Source organism: Dactylosporangium aurantiacum, from assembly GCF_000716715.1.
Classification (GTDB): domain Bacteria; phylum Actinomycetota; class Actinomycetes; order Mycobacteriales; family Micromonosporaceae; genus Dactylosporangium; species Dactylosporangium aurantiacum.
On record NZ_JNYJ01000006.1, the window covers coordinates 166,634 to 182,370 of the forward strand.

Annotated in this window: 14 protein-coding genes and 1 pseudogene; 13 read left to right on the forward strand and 2 right to left on the reverse strand. The window is 74.2% G+C overall.

Going from position 1 to position 15,737, the window contains the following annotated elements; translation table 11 throughout:
- Positions 1 to 11: 11 nt before the first annotated feature.
- Complete coding sequence (locus tag OP18_RS08540) at positions 12 to 446, forward strand: nuclear transport factor 2 family protein (RefSeq protein WP_033358193.1); 435 nt, start codon at positions 12 to 14, stop codon at positions 444 to 446.
- A gap of 66 nt (positions 447 to 512) precedes the next feature.
- Here OP18_RS08540 and OP18_RS08545 read toward each other — a convergent pair whose 3' ends face one another.
- Positions 513 to 1,451 (reverse strand): ParB/RepB/Spo0J family partition protein, encoded by a 939-nt coding sequence (locus OP18_RS08545; RefSeq protein WP_033358194.1) that lies wholly within the window; start codon positions 1,449 to 1,451, stop codon positions 513 to 515.
- A 344-nt stretch (positions 1,452 to 1,795) separates the two neighbouring features.
- Between OP18_RS08545 and OP18_RS08550 the strand changes: the two genes are divergently transcribed.
- From OP18_RS08550 to OP18_RS62475, 12 genes and pseudogenes are all read left to right on the forward strand, one after another.
- Entirely contained in the window at positions 1,796 to 2,926 is a 1,131-nt protein-coding gene (locus tag OP18_RS08550; RefSeq protein ID WP_081970543.1) for a methyltransferase, read from the forward strand.
- Positions 2,923 to 4,461, forward strand: a complete 1,539-nt coding sequence (locus OP18_RS08555) for an FAD-dependent monooxygenase (RefSeq protein WP_033358195.1) — start codon at positions 2,923 to 2,925, stop codon at positions 4,459 to 4,461. The genes OP18_RS08550 and OP18_RS08555 overlap by 4 nt, the downstream gene beginning before the upstream one ends.
- Positions 4,462 to 4,476: 15 nt before the next feature.
- Positions 4,477 to 4,827 carry a TcmI family type II polyketide cyclase gene (locus tag OP18_RS08560; RefSeq protein ID WP_033358196.1) on the forward strand — a complete coding sequence of 117 codons (351 nt, stop codon included), beginning with the start codon at positions 4,477 to 4,479 and terminating at the stop codon, positions 4,825 to 4,827.
- Positions 4,824 to 6,113 carry a beta-ketoacyl-[acyl-carrier-protein] synthase family protein gene (locus OP18_RS08565; protein WP_033358197.1) on the forward strand — a complete coding sequence of 430 codons (1,290 nt, stop codon included), beginning with the start codon at positions 4,824 to 4,826 and terminating at the stop codon, positions 6,111 to 6,113. Before OP18_RS08560 ends, OP18_RS08565 begins: the two co-directional genes overlap by 4 nt.
- Before the next feature lie 85 nt (positions 6,114 to 6,198).
- A complete protein-coding gene (locus OP18_RS08570) occupies positions 6,199 to 7,410 on the forward strand; it encodes a ketosynthase chain-length factor (RefSeq protein ID WP_033358198.1) in 1,212 nt (403 codons plus the stop codon).
- A gap of 41 nt (positions 7,411 to 7,451) precedes the next feature.
- On the forward strand, positions 7,452 to 7,712 hold the full coding sequence (locus tag OP18_RS08575; RefSeq protein WP_033358199.1) for an acyl carrier protein: 261 nt from the start codon (positions 7,452 to 7,454) through the stop codon (positions 7,710 to 7,712).
- On the forward strand, positions 7,709 to 9,394 hold the full coding sequence (locus tag OP18_RS08580; protein WP_081970545.1) for an acetyl-CoA carboxylase carboxyltransferase subunit alpha: 1,686 nt from the start codon (positions 7,709 to 7,711) through the stop codon (positions 9,392 to 9,394). Before OP18_RS08575 ends, OP18_RS08580 begins: the two co-directional genes overlap by 4 nt.
- The gene (locus tag OP18_RS08585) at positions 9,394 to 9,879 is read left to right on the forward strand and encodes an acetyl-CoA carboxylase biotin carboxyl carrier protein (protein WP_033358200.1); all 486 of its coding nucleotides are present in this window, start codon (positions 9,394 to 9,396) and stop codon (positions 9,877 to 9,879) included. The genes OP18_RS08580 and OP18_RS08585 overlap by 1 nt, the downstream gene beginning before the upstream one ends.
- A 9-nt stretch (positions 9,880 to 9,888) precedes the next feature.
- Entirely contained in the window at positions 9,889 to 11,325 is a 1,437-nt protein-coding gene (locus tag OP18_RS08590) for an acetyl-CoA carboxylase biotin carboxylase subunit (RefSeq protein WP_063745454.1), read from the forward strand.
- On the forward strand, positions 11,292 to 12,077 hold the full coding sequence (fabG, locus tag OP18_RS08595; protein WP_033358201.1) for a 3-oxoacyl-ACP reductase FabG: 786 nt from the start codon (positions 11,292 to 11,294) through the stop codon (positions 12,075 to 12,077). Before OP18_RS08590 ends, fabG begins: the two co-directional genes overlap by 34 nt.
- An 8-nt stretch (positions 12,078 to 12,085) precedes the next feature.
- Positions 12,086 to 13,027, forward strand: a complete 942-nt coding sequence (locus OP18_RS08600) for an aromatase/cyclase (protein ID WP_033358202.1) — start codon at positions 12,086 to 12,088, stop codon at positions 13,025 to 13,027.
- Positions 13,024 to 14,463, forward strand: a pseudogene (locus tag OP18_RS62475) (FAD-dependent monooxygenase); the annotation flags it as partial. The gene OP18_RS08600 and the pseudogene OP18_RS62475, both read left to right, overlap by 4 nt.
- Positions 14,464 to 14,576: 113 nt before the next feature.
- On the opposite strand, the gene OP18_RS62480 reads toward OP18_RS62475, so the two are convergent.
- The gene (locus OP18_RS62480; RefSeq protein ID WP_425388628.1) at positions 14,577 to 15,719 is read right to left on the reverse strand and encodes a sigma factor-like helix-turn-helix DNA-binding protein; all 1,143 of its coding nucleotides are present in this window, start codon (positions 15,717 to 15,719) and stop codon (positions 14,577 to 14,579) included.
- Positions 15,720 to 15,737: the final 18 nt, after the last annotated feature.

Genomic DNA, 15,737 nt, shown 5'->3' on the forward strand with positions numbered 1-15,737 from the left:
ATAGTGGCGGCATGAATCGACGCGAAACGCAGGCCGCCGTGGCCGATCTGTTCGGCCGTTATCTGATGACGCTGGACACCGTCAAACTGGATTCAGAATGGGCTTCGTGGATGTTCACGCCGGACGTCGCGATCGAATTTCCGATGAGCCGGCACGAGGGAATCGAGGGGGTCGCCGATTATCACGCGCAGTCGCTGGCGCCGTTCGCGGGCACCCAGCACCTGAGCTCGCCGCCGGTCGTCGACCCCGATGGTGACACCGGCGCGCGGTTCCGCGCGCACGTGGTGTCGATCCACGTGTACGCCGCCGGGACGGCGCCGGGCCGGTTCAGCGCCGGCACGATCGCCACCGGCGAGGCCCGGCTGACCCCGGCCGGCTGGCGGCTGCGGCGGCTGTCGCTGCAGGTCGTCTGGACCGAGGGGCACCCACCGGGCCGGGCCGCGTAGCCGGTGCCCGCCGGGACGGCCGGTGTTCGACTGCGAATCCAGCGTGGTCGAACACGGCCGGGCGGGTCATCCGGCCTCGTCGAGCCGGGTCCGCATCCGCTCCGCCGCGTCGGTGAGCCCCTCGGCGTAGCACTGCGCGAACTCGATCAGGGTGTACCAGCTGTGCGTCGGTGCCTGCGCGATGAGCTGGTCGCGCGCCTCGGTCTCCTGCACCCGGGCCAGGCACCAGCGAAGCAGCGCCCGTCCCGACTCGTTGAACCGCAGTGACGGGTCGCGGGTCAGCTGCTCCAGCAGCTCCCGCAGCCGGGCCTGGCTGCTGCCGCGGGGGCGCTCCCGCCGCGGCTCGGGCACCACGGTGCGCCGCCGCTGCCGCTCGGGCACCGGGTCGAGCCCGAGGCGCATCCGTTCGCGCACGTCGCGGGCGGTGCCCAGGGAGATGCCCGCGTCCCGGGCGATGGTGCGCAGCGACGCGTCGGGGTTGGCCGCGATGAACACGCTGGCCGAGCGGCGGCCCTCCGCCCCGCTGACCGGGCGCACCCGCCCGTCGCGGCCGAGCCGGCGCGCCGGCTGCATGGTGCCGTCGTCGATGCGCCGCCGGATCGCCGCGACCGCCTTCGCCGAGAGTCCCGCCGCCTTCGCGATGGCCCGGTCCGACCAGCCGGGATGCTCCACCAGGATGCGGGCCGCGGCGTGGTCGCGGTCCGAGCGCGACAGCGGCAGGCCGTGCCGGATGTTGGTCTCCACCGCGAGCACGAACACCTGCTCGGCGGGGCCGTCGAAGAAGCGCACCGCGATGCGGTCCTCGCCGCGCAGGGTGGCCGCCCGCAGCCGGTGCATGCCGTCGATGACCCGCATGGTGGCCCGGTGCACGAGGATCGGCGGCAGGTTGGCCTCCGACTCCGCCAGCACCTGGGCATGCGCCTCGCTCTCGCCCGCCAGTCGCGGCGAATCCGCCGGCAACAATTCTTCCAGCCGCACCAGCACCGGCGCGGAACTGGAGTCCACGTCGATGGATTTCGGGGCCGTTACGGAACGCTCACCGGTCGGCAGTGAAGGCACCGCAAAGAGTGTTCTGCTTGCTGGCATGAGAACCGGTCTCCTTAGGGAATAGGTCTCCTCAGAATGCGAGGGGCGTCATCGCATTCGCCGCAATGAGTGCAGATGAAGTTTGCTGGACCCCACCTGGTTTGCCAATCGAAGATGTCACCGCTTGGGCGTGAGAATCTCATGAGGATTGCGTGGCGGGATAACTACTGCACTTGCCATGAATGGCTCGACACTGGGGGTCGGCCGCCGCCCTGGCGCGGCATCCGCGCCGTCGCAGCGCACACCTTGACGAAGGAGCCCGCATGTCCGTCGAAACGTTGCCGCCCGCCCAGCTCGCCCGCCTCGCCGACGGCGCCAGGACCGACCTGCGCCGCCTGCAGCAGCGGCTGTCGTCGCCCTCGGCGATGCTGCTGGAGCTCATCCACGGCTCCGTCATCACCCAGTCCCTGTACGTCGCCGCCCAGCTCGGCGTGGCCGACGCCCTGCGCGACGGCCCGCTGTCCGCGCCGGAGCTCGCCGCCCGCGTGCAGTGCGACGCCGACGCGCTGCGCCGCGTGCTGCGCCTGCTCGCCAGCAACGAGGTCTTCATCGAGTACCCCGACGGGTCGTTCGGCCTGACCCCGATGGCCCAGGCGCTGCGCTCCGACGTGCCCGACTCGATGCGCGGCATGGCCGTGCTGATGGGCCACCCGATCCACTGGGAGGACTGGTCGCACCTCATCGACACGGTGCGCACCGGCCAGCCGTGCGTGCCCGCCCTGCGCGGCATGGACGCCTTCTCCTACCTGGCGTCCCAGCCCGAGTACGGCGCGGTCTTCTTCCAGGGCATGGCCAACATGTCGGTGGTCGAGACCCAGCCGATCGTGGAGGGCTACGACTTCAGCGCGTTCCGCACCATCGTCGACGTCGGCGGCGGTGGCGGCGCCCTGCTCGCCGCGGTGCTGCAGCGGGCCACCGGCTCGCGCGGCGTGCTCTTCGACGCCCGGGCCGAGGTCTTCGGCGCCCGCGACATCCTGGCCGCGCACGGCGTCGCCGAGCGCTGCACCATCGCCGCCGGCGACCTGTTCGACCCGGTCACCCCGGGCGCCGACGCGTACGTGCTCAAGCACATCATCCACGACTGGCCGGAGGAGCAGGCGCTGACGATCCTGCGCAACGTCCGCGACGCGATCGCCGAGGACGGCCGGATCCTGCTCATGGAGTTCGTGCCGGAGGAGGGCAACGCCCCGCACCCGGGACGGCTCACCGACCTGATGCTGATGCTGCTGGTCGGCGGCCGCGAGCGCACCGCCCGCGGGTACGCCGAGCTGCTGGACAAGGCCGGGTTCGAGCTGGAGGAGGTCGTCGGCACGACCGCCGCGGTCTCCGTCGTGGTCGGCCGCCCCAAGCCGCGCCTGCGGCACCGCGCCACCGACACGGACGCGGCCGCATGAGCGCCGTGCGGGCCCGCGGTGGCGTCGTCGACTACGACGTGATCGTGGTCGGCGCCGGCCCGGTCGGGCTGATGCTCGCCGCGGAGCTGCGGCTGGGCGGCGTCACCGTCGCGGTCCTGGAGCGGCTGGAGCAGCCCTCCGGCGAGTCGCGCGGGCTCGGGTTCACCGCCCGCGCCGCCGAGATCTTCGACCAGCGCGGCGTGCTGGACCGGCTCGGCGCGGTCGAGACCAGCCCGATGGGGCACTTCGGCGGCGTGCCGATGGACTACACCCTCATCGAGGGCGGCCACTTCGGCGTGCGGGGCGTGCCGCAGCACCGCATCGAGCAGGCCCTCGCCGAGTGGGCCGTCGAGCTCGGCGTGGCGCTGCTGCGCGGCCGCGACGTCGTGGACATCGAACCCGACGAGGCCGGCGTCACGGTCGTCACCGACGCCCGCGACCTGGAGGTCTTCACCGCCGGCTACCTCGTGTGCTGCGACGGCGGGCGCAGCACGCTGCGCCGCATGGCCGGGTTCGACTTCCCCGGCACCGACGCCACCCGCGAGATGTACCTCGCCGACGTCGCCGGCGCGAACATCCGGCCCCGCTTCATCGGCGAGCGCACCGACGCCGGCATGGTCATGTCGGCGCCGCTCGGGGAGGGTCTCGACCGGATCATCGTGTGCGAGGACGGCCGCAAGCCGACCGGCCGCTCCGCGCCGAGCTGGACCGAGGTCGCCGACGCCTGGCAGCGGATCACCGGCGAGTCGCTGCACGGTGCGAACGCCCGCTGGGTGAGCGCCTTCACCGACACGACCCGGCTGGTCAGCCAGTACCGCCGCGGCCGGGTGCTCATCGCCGGCGACGCCGCGCACGTGCACCTGCCGGCCGGCGGCCAGGGCCTCAGCCTGGGCGTGCAGGACGCGGCCAACCTCGGCTGGAAGCTGGCCGCCACGATCCGCGGCTGGGCGCCGGAAGGGCTGCTCGACACGTACCACAGCGAACGGCACCCGGTCGCGGCCCGCGTCCTGCGCAACACCCTCGCCCAGGGGACGCTGTACCTCACCGGCGCGCACATGGAGCCGATGCGCGAGATCATGCGCGAGCTGATCGCGCAGCCGAGCGTCGTGCGCCTGCTGTCCGGCATGGTCAGCGGTCTCGACATCCGCTACGACATGCCCTACGCCACGGGCGCCGACGAGCCGGTCTGGCTCGGCCGGCGGATGCCGCACCGCACGCTCGGCCGCACCGACGGCGATGCCGACGGCGGCCAGGTCCGGGTCCCGGACCTGCTGCGGCACGGCCGCGGCGTCCTCATCGACACCACCGGCGACGACGCCGTCGCCGCCGCGGCGGCCCGCTGGGCCGGCCGGGTGGACCTGGTCCGCGGCGAGTGGGCACCGGCGCCCGACGGTGTCGAGCCCGCCCCGAAGGCGGTCCTGCTGCGCCCGGACGGCTACATCGCGTGGGTCCCGGGCGCCGGTGAACTCTCCCAGGCGTTGACCGCCTGGTTCGGCGCCGACGACGCCGGACGCCCGTCCGGCCGGCACGACTGAACTGGAGCAGAAAACATGTTCAGCACGCTCATCGTGGCGCGGATGGCCCCCGAGTCCGGGCCGTCGGTCGCCCGCCGCTTCGCCGAGTTCGACGCCAGCGACATGCCGCACCGCATGGGCACCCGTCGCCGGCAGCTGTTCCAGTACCGCGGCCTCTACTTCCACCTGCAGGACTTCACCGCCGACCACGGCCCGGCCGCCATCGACGCGGTGCGCGACGACCCGGCGTTCGTCGGGATCAGCGAGGACCTCAAGGAGTTCATCGCCGCCTACGACCCGGCCACCTGGCGGTCGCCGGCGGACGCGATGGCGACCCGGTTCTACCACTGGTCCGCGGCGGCCACGGCCGAGGTGGGGCAGCGGTGAGCACGCCCAACCCGCACCGGCGCCGCCGGGTCGCGGTGACCGGCATCGGTGTCGTCGCGCCCGGCGCGATCGGCGGTGCCGCGTTCTGGGACCTGCTGAGCTCCGGGCGCACCGCCACCCGCACCATCCGCTCCTTCGACGCCTCACGCTTCCGCTCGCGGGTCGCGGCCGAGATCGACTTCGACCCGGCCGCCCACGGGCTGGCCCCGCAGGTGGTGCGGCGCACCGACCGGGCCACGCAGCTGGCCCTGGTGGCGATGCGGGAGGCCACCGCCGAGTCCGGGCTGGACCTGTCCAGCCTGGACCCGGGCCGCATCGGCGTCACCATTGGCACCGCCGTCGGCGCCACCATGGGCCTGGAGGAGGAGTACCGGGTCGTCAGCGACGACGGCCGGCTGCACGTCGTGGACCACCGCTACACCGTGCCGCACCTGTACAACTACCTCGTCCCCAGCTCGTTCGCGAGCGAGATCGCGTGGGCGAGCGGGGCGCAGGGACCGGTCGCGGTGGTCTCCACCGGCTGCACCTCCGGCCTGGACTCCGTCGGGCACGCGTACGAGCTGATCCGCGAGGGCTCCGCCGACGTCATGATCACCGGCGCGACCGACGCCCCGATCTCACCCATCACCCTGGCCTGCTTCGACGCGATCAAGGCCACCACCCCGCGCAACGACGACCCGGAGCACGCGTCCCGGCCGTTCGACGCGACCCGCAACGGGTTCGTCCTCGGCGAGGGTGCGGCGGTGTTCGTCCTCGAGGAGTGGGAGCACGCGCGCCGCCGCTCGGCGCAGGTGCTGGGCGAGATCGCCGGGTTCGGGGCGCGCTGCAACGCCTTCCACATGACCGGGCTGCGCCCCGACGGCCGGGAGATGGCCGAGGCGATCACGGTCGCGCTCGCCGACGCCGGCATGACCCCGGACCGCATCGACTACATCAACGCCCACGGCTCGGGCACCCGGCAGAACGACCGGCACGAGACCGCCGCGTTCAAGCACAGCCTCGGCGATCACGCGTACCGCACCCCGGTCAGCTCGATCAAGTCGATGATCGGGCACTCGCTGGGCGCGATCGGCTCCCTCGAGATCGCCGCGTCACTGCTGGCGATGCGGCACAACGTGATCCCGCCGACGGCGAACCTCACCACCCCCGACCCGGAGTGCGACCTGGACTTCGTGCCGCGGGTCGCCCGGGAGCGGCGGACCGACGCCGTGCTGACCGTCGGCAGTGGCTTCGGCGGCTTCCAGAGCGCCATGATCCTGCGCGACGCCGAGGCGGTGCCGGCATGACCAGGCCGGAGCGCAGCGGAGGGCTGGGCATCACGGGCGCAGTTTCGAGGTCAGGGCGGCGCCGGAGCGCAGCGGAGGTGACGGCATGAGCGGGCCGCTGGTTACCGGGATGGGGGTGGTGGCGCCGAACGGCGTCGGGGTCGAGGCGTACTGGTCGGCGGTGCTGGCCGGCACGCCGGCGATCGGCCCGGTCCGCCGGTTCGACGCCTCCGGCTACCCGAGCCGCCTCGCCGCGGAGGTCGACCTCGACGCCGCGGCGTACCTGCCGAGCCGGCTGCTGCCGCAGACGGACCACATGACCCGCCTGGCGCTGGTGGCGGCGGAGGCGGCGCTCGCCGACGCCGCCGTCGCCCCCGGCACGTACGACCCGTTCGACCAGGGCGTGGTCACCGCCAGCTCGGCCGGCGGCTTCGACTTCGGCCACCGCGAGCTGGAGAAGCTCTGGCGCAGCGGCAACGAGTTCGTCAGCGCGTACCAGTCCTTCGCGTGGTTCTACGCGGTCAACACCGGCCAGATCTCGATCCGGCACGGGCTCAAGGGGCCCAGCGGCGTGATCGTCACCGACGCGGCCGGCGGACTGGACGCCATCGCGCAGGCCCGCCGGCAGCTGCGCCGGGGCAGCCGGCTCATCGTCGGCGGCGGGGTGGACGGGTCGCTGTGCTCGTGGGGGTGGGTCGCCAAGCAGGCCGGCGGCCGGCTCAGCGAGTCCGACGACCCGGCCCGCGCCTACCTGCCGTTCGACGCGCGGGCCGCCGGGCACGTGCCGGGGGAGGGCGGCGCGATCCTCGTCATCGAGGACGCCGACGCCGCCCGCGACCGCGGCGCACCGCACGTCTACGGCGAGATCGCCGGCTACGGGGCGAGCTTCGACCCGGCGCCGGAGTCCGGCCTGCCGCCGACGCTGCACCGGGCCGTGACCGCCGCCCTCACCGACGCGGCCATGGACCCGTCCGACATCGACGTCATCTTCGCCGACGGCGCCGCCGTGCCGGAGCTGGACTGGCAGGAGGCGACGCAGATCGCCACCGTGTTCGGGACGCGCTCGGTGCCGGTCACCGTGCCGAAGACGATGTTCGGCCGGCTCGACGCGGGCTCGGCGGCCCTGGACGTCGCCACCGCGCTGCTGGCGATCCGCGACGGGGTCATCCCGGCGACGGTGCACGTCGAACCGTCGGCCGACTACCCGATCGACCTCGTCGTTGGTGAGCCGGTCCGGCGACGCATCCGCGCGGCGCTGGTCATCGCCCGCGGCCACGGCGGGTTCAACTCCGCCCTGATCGTCCGGTCCGCGGCCTGAGCGGCACCGGGCACGTAACCACACCCTTTCTGGAGGACACCATGACCGGCTCCGTGCTCGATCTTGCCGAACTGCGGCGCATCCTGCGGATCGTCGCCGGCACCGAGCAGGGCGTCGACCTCGACGCCGACATCCTCGACACGTCGTTCAGCGACCTGGGCTACGACTCGCTGGCGCTGCTGGAGGCCGCCGCGCAGATCCTGCGCGAGTTCGGGGTCCGCCTGGACGACGACGCGCTGCTCGAGGCGAAGAGCCCGCGCCAGCTGCTGGACCTGGTCAGCACCGCGGACAGCCACTCGTGAGCACGCTCGCCGTCCCCGTCACCGAACTGGTCACCGACGAGGCCCAGTTCGTGCTGTGCGACAGCTGCCGCACCGCGCTGTACCGGCCGCGGCTGGAACGCGGGCTGAAGGTCTGCCCCGACTGCGGTCACCACCACCGGCTGACCGCCGCCGAGCGGATCGCGCAGCTCATCGACGACCCGGTCGTGCTCGACGTGCCCGTCGAGACCGCCGACGTGCTCGAGTTCGTGGACACGGTGCCCTACACCGAGCGCCTGGACCGCTCGCGGCGGCGCACCGGCCTCGACGATGCCGTCATCGCGGTGGAGGGCACCGTCGACGGCTACCCGCTGGTCGCCGCCGTGATGGACTTCGGCTTCCTCGGCGGCAGCCTCGGCGCCGCCGTCGGCGAGGCCATCACCGTGGCGGCGGAGCTGGCCCTGCAGCGGCGGGTACCGCTGCTGCTGGTCACCGCGTCCGGCGGCGCCCGGATGCAGGAGGGCCCGATCTCGCTGATGCAGATGGCGAAGACCAGCCAGGCGCTCGCCCAGCTCGACGAGCAGGGCGTGCTGACGGTCGCGCTGATCACGGACCCGACGTTCGGCGGGGTCGCGGCGTCGTTCGCGACCCAGTGCGACGTGCTGGTCGCCGAGCCCGGCGCGCGGCTCGGCTTCGCCGGGCGGCGGGTCATCGAGCAGACCATCGGCGACCGGCTGCCCGCCAACTTCCAGACCGCGGAGTTCCTGCGCGACCGCGGGTTCATCGACGTCATCGCGCCCCGCTCGGCGCTGCGCGGGGTCTTGCGCCGGCTGCTCGCCGCCGGCCGCACCGGGCAGTCGCGCCGGCCGCGCCGCATGTACCGCGCCGACGTGGTGCGCAACCCGGACCGGCTGGACCCGATCGACGCGTGGGACGCGGTGCAGCAGGCCCGCGGCCTGGAGCGGCCGACCACCACGGACTACATCGGGCGGATCTGCGGCGACTTCCAGGAGCTGCACGGCGACCGGGCCGGCGGGGAGTGCTCCGCGATCGTCGGCGGCGTCGCCCAGCTGGCGGGGCGGCCGGTGATGGTGATCGGCCATCAGCGCGGGCACACCGCCGCGCAGCTGAAGGCGCACAACTTCGGCATGCCGACACCGGCGGGGTACCGCAAGGCGATGCGCCTCATGCGGTTGGCCGCGAAGCTGCGCATCCCGGTGGTGACGCTGGTGGACACGCCGGGGGCGTTCCCGGGCGCGGCCGCCGAGGAACGCGGCCAGGCGGTGGCCATCGCCGAGTCGATCCGGCTGATGACGGCGCTGCCCGTGCCGGTCGTCACCGTCATCATCGGCGAGGGCGGCAGCGGCGGCGCACTGGCGCTCGCGGTCGCCGACCAGGTGCTGATGTTCGAACGGGCCGTGTACTCGGTGATCACCCCGGAGGGCTGCGCGGCGATCCTGTGGGGCGACGCGGCCCAGGCGCCGGTGGCGGCCCGGGCGCTGCGCGGCGACGCGGCGAGCCTGCTGCGGCTCGGCGTCGTCGACGGCGTGCTGCGCGAGCCGCCGGGCGGCACCCACCAGGACCCCGTGGCCGCCGCGGAGACCTTGCGCGACACGGTCGCGGCGGCGTTGCAGATGCTCGACCGGATTCCCCCGGCGGAGCTGGTACGGCGCCGCCGGGCCAAGTTCCGGCGGTTCGGCGCGCCAGGAAGGCGAGTGGACTGATGGACACCACACCAGAGCGGGACCGGCCGGCGGTCGCCGAGCTCAGCGACCTGCGTGACGCGATCGTCGAGGTGCTGACGTCGCTGCCGCGGCCGCCGAGCCGGCTGCGCATCCAGGCCGCCGACGTCGGCATCGACATCCGCTGGGAGGAGGAGCCGGCGCCCGCCCGACCTGGGCGGGAGCCGGCACCCGTCACCGCGGCCGCCCCGGTGGCCGCGGCGGCACCCGCGCCCGCGGAGCTGGGGCCGGTGCTGGTCGCGCCGAGCGTCGGCGTGTTCTACCAGGCGCCGTCGCCGGGCAGCGAGCCGTTCGTGACCGTCGGCACGGTCGTGGAGGCCGGGCAGCAGATCGGCATCGTCGAGGCGATGAAGCTGATGATCCCGATCTTCGCCGACCGGGCCGGCACCATCACCGCCGTGCTCAAGGCCGACGGCACCCCCGTCGAGTACGACGAGCCCCTGTTCGCGCTCGCCGAGCAGGTCTGAGGGGTCAGCGTGTTCGACAAGGTACTCATCGCCAACCGCGGGGAGATCGCCCTGCGCGTCGCCCGGGCCTGCCGGGAGCTCGGCGTGGCGACCGTCGCCGTGTACTCCACCGAGGACCGCGAGTCCCAGGTGGTGCGCTACGCCGACGAGGCCGTCCACATCGGGCCCGGCGCGGCGCGGGCCAGCTACCGCAACATCGCCGCCGTGGTCGAGGCGGCCCGGCAGACCGGCGCGCAGGCGATCCACCCCGGCTACGGCTTCCTGTCCGAGGACGCCGACTTCGCCGAGGTGTGCGCGCAGAACGACATCGTGTTCATCGGCCCGCCCGCGCACGTCATCGCCCAGCTCGGCGACAAGTGCGCGGCCCGGCGGGTGATGAGCGAGGTCGGCCTGCCCGTGCTGCCCGGCAGCCACGGGCCGGTCGTCTCCGCCGAGGAGGCCACCGCGCTGATGGCCGAGATCGGCTACCCGGCCATCTTCAAGGCCGCGGCCGGCGGCGGCGGGCGCGGCATGGCGGTCGTCACCGAGCCGCGCGAGGTGGTGACCGCCTACCAGGGCGTCACCAGCGAGTCCCTGGCCGTCTTCGGCGACGGGCGGATCTACGTCGAGCGGTACGTCGCCGCCGCCCGCCACATCGAGGTGCAGATCCTGTGCGACGGCCACGGCAACGGCGTGCACCTGGGGCTGCGGGACTGCTCGGTGCAGCGGCGCCACCAGAAGCTGCTCGAGGAGAGCCCGGCGCCCGGGCTGAGCGCGCAGACCGCGGACCGGATGGGGCAGGCGGCGGTCGCCGCCGCCCTCGCCGTCGGCTACGTCGGCGCCGGCACGTTCGAGTTCCTGGTCGACGAGGACGAACGGTTCTACTTCATGGAGGCCAACTGCCGCATCCAGGTCGAGCACCCGGTGACCGAGATGGTCACCGGCGTCGACCTGGTCGAGCAGCAGCTGCGGGTGGCGGCCGGGGAGCGGCTCGCGCTGCGCCAGGCCGACGTGGTGCCCCGGGGCGCCGCGATCGAGTGCCGGATCAACGTGGAGAACCCCGACCGGGACTTCGCGCCGGCGCCCGGGGTGTTCGACGAGTTCGTGGTGCCCGGCGGCCCGTTCGTCCGGGTCGACACGCACGGCTACCCGGGGTACCGGATGCCGGCGATCTACGACTCGCTGATCGCCAAGATCGTTGTCTGGGCGCCGGACCGGGCCGCCGCCATCGCCCGGATGGACCGGGCCCTCGCCGAGTTCCGGGCCACCGGGCGGGCGATCCACACCACCGCCGGGTTCCTGCGCCGGGTGCTCGCCGAGCACACGTTCCGCGACGGCACCCACACCACCACGCTCGTCGGGCACATCCTGCACGACCTCGCCGGCCGTCCGGCGGGTCCGGCGGCCACCCGACCCGAGGAAGGAGCCCCACGATGGGCACGCAAGCACCCCGTTCCGCACTCGTGACCGGTGCCACCAGCGGCATCGGCCTGGCCGTCGCGCGGTCCCTGGCCGCCGCCGGCGACCACGTGTTCATCTGCGCCCGGGACGCCGACGCGGTCAAGAAGACCGTCGAGGACCTGCGCGACGAAGGCCTCACCGTCGAGGGGCTGCGCTGCGACGTGCGGTACACCGACGAGGTCACCGCGCTCGTCGTGGCCGCCCGCGCGGCGTTCGGGCCGATCGGCGTCCTGGTCAACAACGCCGGGCGCAGCGGCGGCGGGGTCACCGCCGACATCAGCGACGAGTTGTGGCTCGACGTCGTGGACACGAACCTGCACAGCGTCTTTCGCACCACCCGGGCCGTGCTCACCGTCGGCGGGATGACCGAGCTGCCCGCCGGGCGGATCATCAACATCGCCTCGACCGCCGGCAAGCAGGGCGTCGTGCTCGGCGCGCCCTACTCGGCGTCCAAGCACGGCGTCGTCGGCTTCACCAAGGCCCTCGGCAACGAGCTCGCCCCGACCGGCATCACCGTCAACGCGGTCTGCCCCGGCTACGTCGAGACCCCGATGGCGCAGCGGGTCCGGCAGGGCTACGCCAGCGCGTACGGCCGCACCGAGGCGGAGATCCTCGACCAGTTCCAGCGCAAGATCCCGCTCGGCCGCTACTCGACCCCGGAGGAGGTCGCCGGCCTCGTCGGCTACCTCGCCAGCGACGCCGCCGCATCCATCACCGCCCAGGCCATGAACGTCTGCGGCGGACTCGGCAACTTCTAGGAGGCGTGATGACCGTCCGAAACACCGTGCACACGATCACCGTGCAGGCGTCCGCCGCCGACGTGTACGAGCTGATCAGCGACGTCACCAACTGGCCGCAGCTGTTCCCGCCCACCGTCCACGCGGTGCGGGTCGAGGGCACCGACGCCCAGGAGCGCATCCGCATCTGGGCGCGGGCCAACGAGGGCGCCAAGACCTGGACGTCGCGCCGCACCCTGCACCCGCAGACCCGCTCGATCACCTTCGAGCAGGACGTCCCGGCGTGGCCGGTCGCCGCGATGGGCGGCACCTGGGGCATCATCGAGCTCGGCGAGGGCCGGTGCGAGGTGCGCCTGACCCACCACTACCGGGCCGTCGACGACCTGCCCGAGCACCTCGAGTGGATCGACCGCGCGGTCGAGCACAACAGCGTCGCCGAGCTCGCCGCCCTGAAGCAGAACGTCGAGCTGGTCACCGCCGGCCAGGACCGGGGCCTGCTGTCCTTCGCCGACACCGTGCACGTCGACGGCGACCCGCGGGCCGTGTACGACTTCCTCAACGCCGCCGACCTGTGGCCGGACCGGCTGCCGCACGTGGCCCGGGCCCGGCTCACGGAGACCACGCCGGGCCTGCAGGAGCTGGAGATGGACACCCGCACCAAGGACGGCAACACCCACACCACGGTGTCGATCCGGGTCTGCGTGCCCAACCAGCGCATCGTGTACAAGCAGATCACCCTGCCCGCGCTGATGACCCTGCACACCGGCGCCTGGCACATCACGCCGGCCGACGGCGGTGGCGTGTCCGTCACGTCGCACCACGACGTGCTGGTCAACGAGGCCAACATCGGCGCCGTGCTCGGCCCGCAGGCGACCGCCGCCGACGCCCGCCGCTACGTGCAGCAGGCGCTCAGCGCCAACAGCAAGGCCACCCTGCTGCTGGCCAAACAGCACGCGGAGAGCACGACATGAGGCCCGCCTCGGTCGACGTCGACGTGCTCGTCGTCGGCGCCGGCCCGGTCGGCCTGCTGCTCGCCGGAGAGCTGCGCCGCGGCGGCGTCGACGTGCTGGTGGTCGACCGGCTCGCCGAGCCGCGGACCGAGTCGCGGGCCTCGACGCTCAGCGCCCGGACCATGGAGCTGCTCGACGAGCGGGGACTGGTGCCGAGCCTCGGCGACCCGCCCCGCGAGCCGGCCGGCCACTTCGGCGGGATCCCGCTGGACCTCAGCGCCCAGCCGAGCCGCTACGCCGGGCAGTGGAAGGTCCCGCAGCCCGTCCTCGAGCGGATCCTCGCCGACGCGGCCGAACGGGCCGGGGCCCGGGTGCAGCGCGGCCACGAGCTGGTCGGGCTGACGCAGACCGGCGACACCGTGCACGCCCGGCTGACGGGTGCGTCCGGTGTCGTGACGGTACGGGCGGCGTACGTGGCCGGCTGCGACGGCGAGGACAGCACGGTGCGCCGGCTGGCCGGGATCGCCTTCACCGGCCCGGCCGCCACGCACCGGATCCTGCGCGCCGACCTGCGCGGGGTGCAGCTGCCCCGGCGCCGCTTCGAGCTGCTGCCGGGCGGGCTGGCGATCTCGGCCCGCAGCCCCGACGGGGTCACCCGGATCATGGTCGCCGAGACCGGCGCCGACGCCGACGTCTCGCGGCCGGCGACGTTCGAGGAGATCACGCTGGTCTGGAAGCGGGTCACCGGCGAGGACGTCAGCGGCGCCGAGGCGTTGTGGGTCAACGCGTTCGGCGACGCCAGCCGGCAGGCCGAGCGCTACCGCGAACGCCGGGTCCTGCTCGCCGGCGACGCCGCGCACCAGCAGCTGCCGGCCGGCGGGCAGGCGCTCAACCTCGGCCTGCAGGACGCGGTCAACCTCGGCTGGAAGCTCGCCGCCGTGGTGCGCGGCGACGCCCCGCCCGGGCTGCTGGACAGCTACCACGGCGAGCGGCACCCCGCCGGGCGGCGGGTCCTGGCCAACATCCAGGCCCAGGCCCGGCTGCTGTTCGACGGCAACCGACCCAGCGGCGCCCGGGAGCTCATGGCCGAGCTGATCGAGCAGCCGACGGTGCGGGACCTGCTCGCGTCCGGCATCAGCGGGCTCGACGTGTGCTACGCCCGCGGGCCGCACCCGCTCGTCGGGCGGCGCGCGCCGGAGCTGGCGGCGCGCCAGACGGGGCTGCCCACGACGACGACCCGGATGCTGCGCACGGGCCGGGGGCTGCTGCTCGACCTGGGCGGCGCCGGCGGCTGGCTGCGGGCGGCGTGGCAGGGCTGGGGTCACCGGGTCGAGTTCGGCGCGGCGGAGCCCGGCCAGGCGTACGACGGCGCCACCGCCGTCCTCGTGCGCCCCGACGGGATCGTGGCGTGGGCCGGCACCGACGGCACCGGCCTGCGGGAGGCGCTACGGACCTGGTTCGGTGCCGCGGATCCGTACGGCGCCGCCGGTCGCGACCCGCCTGCCGGCCTGAGCGAAGGAAGCCGGCCGGGTCGCCAGCGGCGACCCGGCCGGCTTCCGCGCGGGCGGGCTCACCGGGAAGGATCGGGCTCGTCGGTCAGCTCGACGTGCATCGCGGCGAGGCGCTGCGGGTCGGCCACCAGCTCGATGTCGACGATCCGCGAGCCGACGACCGTGAACAGGAACGCCATCGTCGGCCGGCCGTCGGCGACCCACACGGCGCCCGGCGCGCCGTCGATGAGCGCCGGCCGGGCCGAGCGGGCCGGGCCGGCGAGGGCGCCGGCGACCTCGACCGCGCCGCGGATCGTGGACACCCCGGCAGCCGCCACGGCCCGGTCGGAGCGCAGCACCACCTGCGGGTCCAGCACGTCGCCGAAGCCCGCGGTGCGGGCCGCGCCGAGGAACGCCTGGATGGCCTGGCTGCGGCGGCTGTGCTCGCCCGGGGCCGGCTCGCCGCGCCGCACGGTGCGCCGGGCCCGCTCGGCCAGCCGCCGCGCCTGCGCCGGGGTCCGGCCGATCGCCGCGGCGACCTCCTCGAACGGCACGGCGAGCAGGTCGTGCAGGACGAAGGCGAGCCGCTCGGCCGGGGCCAGCCGGTCCAGCGTCACCAGCATCGCCAGCGTCGCCGACTCCGCGATCGCCGCCATCGGCCCGCCCGCGGCGGCCCGGGCCCCGTCGCGCAGGTCGGCGGGCAGCTCGACCGGCGGGTCGCCGGGCAGGTCCGCGGGGAGCGCGGCGGCCAGGTCGTCGGGGAGGTCGGCGCGCAGCTCCTCGCGGATGTCGTCCCAGCGCTCGTCCCACAGCTGCGCCGAGGCCTCGCGCCAGCCGGCGGGCGGCACCGTGCCCGACGGCTCGCGCCAGGGCTCGGGCCACGGCCCGGCGCCGGTGAGCGCGGCGGTCGCCGCGTGCCGGGCGCGGAGCGTGTCGAGGCAGACCCGGGTCACCACATTGGTCAGCCAGGCGGGGACGTTGCCGGCGGTGCCACCGTCACCATGCGTGATGCGCAGCTGGGTCTCGTGCAGGGCTTCCTCCGCGGCGTCGGCAGAGCCGAGGATCCGCAACGCGACGGCACGCAGGTGGGCCCGATGGGTCTGGAAGTGCTGAGCCAGCATCTCGTGGTCGTTCATCCGTGGAGCCCTCCGTCGCCTCGCTCTTCTAGGTATGACCACGGTTCGGGCGGGAATGTGACAACCGCCGGGAGATGTCCGGCGCATTTCGGGAGAGTTGCCGAG